The 3,941-nt window shown below is 42.5% G+C and carries 3 protein-coding genes; all 3 read left to right on the top strand.

Going from position 1 to position 3,941, the window contains the following annotated elements; translation table 11 throughout:
• Positions 1-392: hypothetical protein (locus GGG_RS0118310; protein WP_010117661.1), on the top strand; the 392-nt coding region annotated here is incomplete at its 5' end.
• On the top strand, positions 389-985 hold the full coding sequence (locus GGG_RS0118305) for a hypothetical protein (RefSeq protein ID WP_010117660.1): 597 nt from the start codon (positions 389-391) through the stop codon (positions 983-985). The genes GGG_RS0118310 and GGG_RS0118305, both read left to right, overlap by 4 nt.
• 70 nt (positions 986-1,055) lie before the next feature.
• The coding region (locus GGG_RS0118300) for a tape measure protein (protein ID WP_010117659.1) at positions 1,056-3,941 on the top strand (2,886 nt) is incomplete at its 3' end.

Below are 3,941 nucleotides of genomic sequence, written 5' to 3'. Positions count from 1 at the left end.
ATATGAACATGAAAAGATCGTATATTTTATTGGGGGTATTTGCATTATTACTTTTTATTGCTTTGCCTTTTTTAGCAAATGATGATTCAAATTCTCAAGCTGATCCAGTCCAGGCTTCAGCAAAAACTGTAGCCAGCAGCCAATCTGAGCAGTCGAAGAGAATTCAAATACAAACAGATTCACGTATTGCACTGAAGAACTTTCTAAAAGATCCAGATAGTGCCGAAATAAGAAATCATAATGGCAACTGCGGTGAGGTTAATAGCAAGAATAGTTTTGGAGGTTACACTGGATTTAGGCGCTTTATTGCAAGTCCAGCAATAGTTGCTGTTGAAGGTGAAAACATGGATTCAAGTGATTTTCAAAAAGCCTGGAGTCAGGTTTGCAAATGATGATCCATGAGCAATCAAAAATAGAAGCAAGCAACCATAAAGCATGGTTTCAGTCTACTTTTAATGCTGATGAGGTTGAACAATTGCACAATACTGGGGTTGAGTGTAATGCTGATAAAAGATTCTACAAATACGAAATTCTTGATATTTTTGGACATTTAAAAAATAGGAAATTAAAAAAATGTGAGGAATTACATCAAAAATTCGTTGAACGATATATATCATTAGTTCCGCTATTTCTGAGAAATCAGATAGATGTCGAATTAATAAAGACTGATGATTATTATGCTGCATGGTTTTTCAATAGACATTGCTTTTTTGAAGACTATAAGCAGGCGAAGAACAAACCAGCATGGGCTGGCGCGCATAAACTGTTGTGGTCACCCGTCATGGACAATCTCACACCGGATGAATGTAAGCTTTATAGCAACAAGATTTTTAATATAGATGATGATTTTTTGGAGCAAGCGGTATTGCACTGGGAGAAACCCAAACGTGGATGTCGGTGTGCATTACTGGTATTAAGGGGATCTTCGTTTAAGAAGGAATTCGAACTGGGAAGATGTGAGATGTGGACAAAAAAAGCACCTTAGGGTGCTTTTTTAATACCTAACCTATACCTGCTTTGGCGGGTTTTTTATTGCCTAAAATTTAGAGGTCAGCATGTCTGGTAAAAATTTAACATTCAAATTAATCATGGAAGCCGACACTAAAGGTTTTGTTGGCAATATTAAGCAATCAGAAGATGCGGCAAAGTCTGTTTTTAGCGCAATAAAGCAAGAATCAGAGCGGTTAAAACAAGCAACCACTGATGCTTCTAAAGAGATGGGAAATATTATCCCAAAAGGTACCAGTGAATTAGCGGACAAGCTCTCTCAATCTCTAAATGCTGCTACAGGTATTATTAAAGATGCTGGTGATAACGCAAAATCTACAGCAGGCAATTTTACTGATTTTGGCAATAAGACCGAAAAAGCCCTAGGTCAACTTAAGAGTGATTTGGCTCAGGCTAAGCAAAACCTTGAGGCGTTTTCAAAAACTAAAGCTTCACCTGCAGATATTGAAAAAGCACAAGTCCAGGTTGATCAACTTGAAAAAGAAGTTCAGCAAGCAGATCAGGCTTTTAGCGGATTTCAGGCAGAAGTGGGCAAAGCCAATACAAGCCTAAAAGAAACGGATACAGCTGCTCAGACGGCACAGAAGGGAATAGGGGTACTAAAAACCGGATTTACCGCCCTTATTGGTGTTATGGGCGGTATTGGTATTGGTTTGGGCCTTCGTGAATTAGCAGAGGCCGCGGATTCCTATACCAACCTATCTGTACGCATTCAGATTGCTACCCGTGAAGGAGGGGATTTCTCTTCTGCAATGGCAGGAGTTCATCAGGTAGCATTAGCCACTAATTCCAGTCTAGATGCTACAGCTAGCTTATTCACCCGATTGAATACAGTCGGCAAAGAAATGGGGATGACGCAGCAACAAGCGTTAGACCTTACTAAAACAGTTACCCAAGCAATTCAGATCGGTGGTGGTTCAGCTCAGGCTAGTGAAGCGGCTGTACAGCAATTCATCCAAGCCATGCAGGGCGGTGTTCTTCGCGGTGAAGAATTTAACTCCATTATGGAGAATGGTTATGGTCTTGCAGAGGCTTTAGCCAAAGGATTGGGAGTCACTACTGGTGAGCTCCGAAAAATGGCTGAAAATGGCGAGCTTTCGTCAGAGCGAGTTATCAAGGCCGTTCAAAGCCAGGCTACCCAGACCCAAGAAACCTACAACCAGTTTCCAACTACTATCAGTAACGCTCTACAGCGTATAGCTACATCGTGGCAGATTGTAATTGGTGAAATGGATCAGGCTAATGGTTCGAGTGCCGCTGTTGCTGATGCCTTGGTTGTAGTAGCTGATAATCTGGGAATTATAAAAGTATTCTTGGATGATGTTGGTCTTGGTCTTGCTTCGTTAATTGGGGATTTGCAAGGCGGGATTGATGCAAGCACTATTGATGCCTTCAAAAATGCCATATCTGCTGCTTATGATGCGGTTAAGGATCTGGTAACCCAGGTATATGAGTTTGGTGTGGTTGTTCTCGATACTCTTGGCACATCAATAACAAACACGTTATCTATTTTTTCCTCGTTCACAGGAGGGGTTTCATCTGCAGGTGAACAAGTTAGCTTCTTGGAGCGAATTTTCCAAGGACTGGGAATTACATTTGGCTTTGTAAGCGATGGTCTTACAGCAATCGGTATTATCCTTAAAGTTGCGACAGGCAACTTCTTTATGCTTGCCTCTGCTGCAAACAGTGCTATGGCTGCACTTACTTGGGGGGATGTAAGTAAACAGTTCGCAGCCAATGCCGACTTGATGAAAGACAAAGCCAAGGAGTATTACGCTGAAGCTGATCGTGAGGCCCAAGAGTTTCAGTCAAAGGGTGTACAACGCCTAAATGAGGCAGCTCAAACTCAAGGACAAAAAACAGCAGAAAGATTAGCTTTATCCAAGCAGGAGTTGGAGCAATTACTTTCTGATCAGCAATCAGAAGTTAATGGAAAAAAAGCTACGGAGTCCGAAAAGTTAAATGCGGTTCAGGCTTATGCCGAGGCTGCTATCAAAGCCAATGGCGGTGTCATGGATGGCGTGATGCAGGCCGATCTATTAACCAAGGGCTATATCGTTACCATCAATGAGGCGGGAAAGGTTAGTGTTCAGGCGAGTCAGAGTGCAGAACAGGCTGCTGAAAGTGCTGCTAAAAAGGAAGAAGCCTTAAAGCTGGCCAAGGAGAATGTTAAAAAAGCCGATGAAGAGTATCTGGCTTATCAGAAACAGGCTGCAGCTGAACGTGCAATTCTGGAACAGCAGATTGAACAAGCCAAAAAGTCTGGTGATTTAAACGCCTTAGCATCTGCCCAATCCTCAATTAATGCCATCAATGCTAAAGAAGCAGAGTTGGCCAATAACCGTGATTTACGAATTGCTGAATTAAATAAGGCTAATACCGGATCTGGCCAAGTGGCAGAAACGGCTTATTCAAGAGCATCTGCAGCTGCCAAGCTATTTGGTGTGGACCTTGATGTTTCGCTAAACAGGGTCTCCAAGTCATTTTCTAGTTCAGGGAATGAACTGGATGGACTCAAGACAAAGTTAGGTGAGGCAGGGTATACAGGTAAACAGGCTGGTGATGTGCTTTACCAAGCATGGGAGGAGTGGCTTAGCAAGGCTAAAAGCCAAGCGGAGATTGATGCAGCAAATGCCAAGATGCGTGAGTTTGAGGCACAAGGAGTATTCTCAACCAAGCAGGTTGAATTGGGTATTGTTGCAATAAAGAGAGCTACTTCTGAGTTACCTGATGTCTTAGATGAAACAGGAAAGGCTTTTGAGCGCCTTGGTATTAAAACCAAAGAGCAACTTCGATTGTCAGCCCAAATGGCATTGGCTGATTTTGAAACAGTACGCCAGAGTGGCCAGGCTACTCAAGCGGATCTTCAAAAGGCTTATGAAAAAACAATTCAGCTGGCGTATGCCTCGGGCGATGCTCAAAGTATCGCAGCA

This window comes from Acinetobacter sp. P8-3-8, from assembly GCF_000214135.1.
In the GTDB taxonomy this organism is placed as follows: domain Bacteria; phylum Pseudomonadota; class Gammaproteobacteria; order Pseudomonadales; family Moraxellaceae; genus Acinetobacter.
This window is presented reverse-complemented; position numbering and strand designations above follow the sequence as displayed.

What these genes read in the sequence shown, in the direction of transcription:
- GGG_RS0118305 (WP_010117660.1), top strand. Translation starts at nt 389, where the DNA reads ATGATGATCCATGAGCAATCAAAAATAGAAGCAAGCAACCATAAAGCA.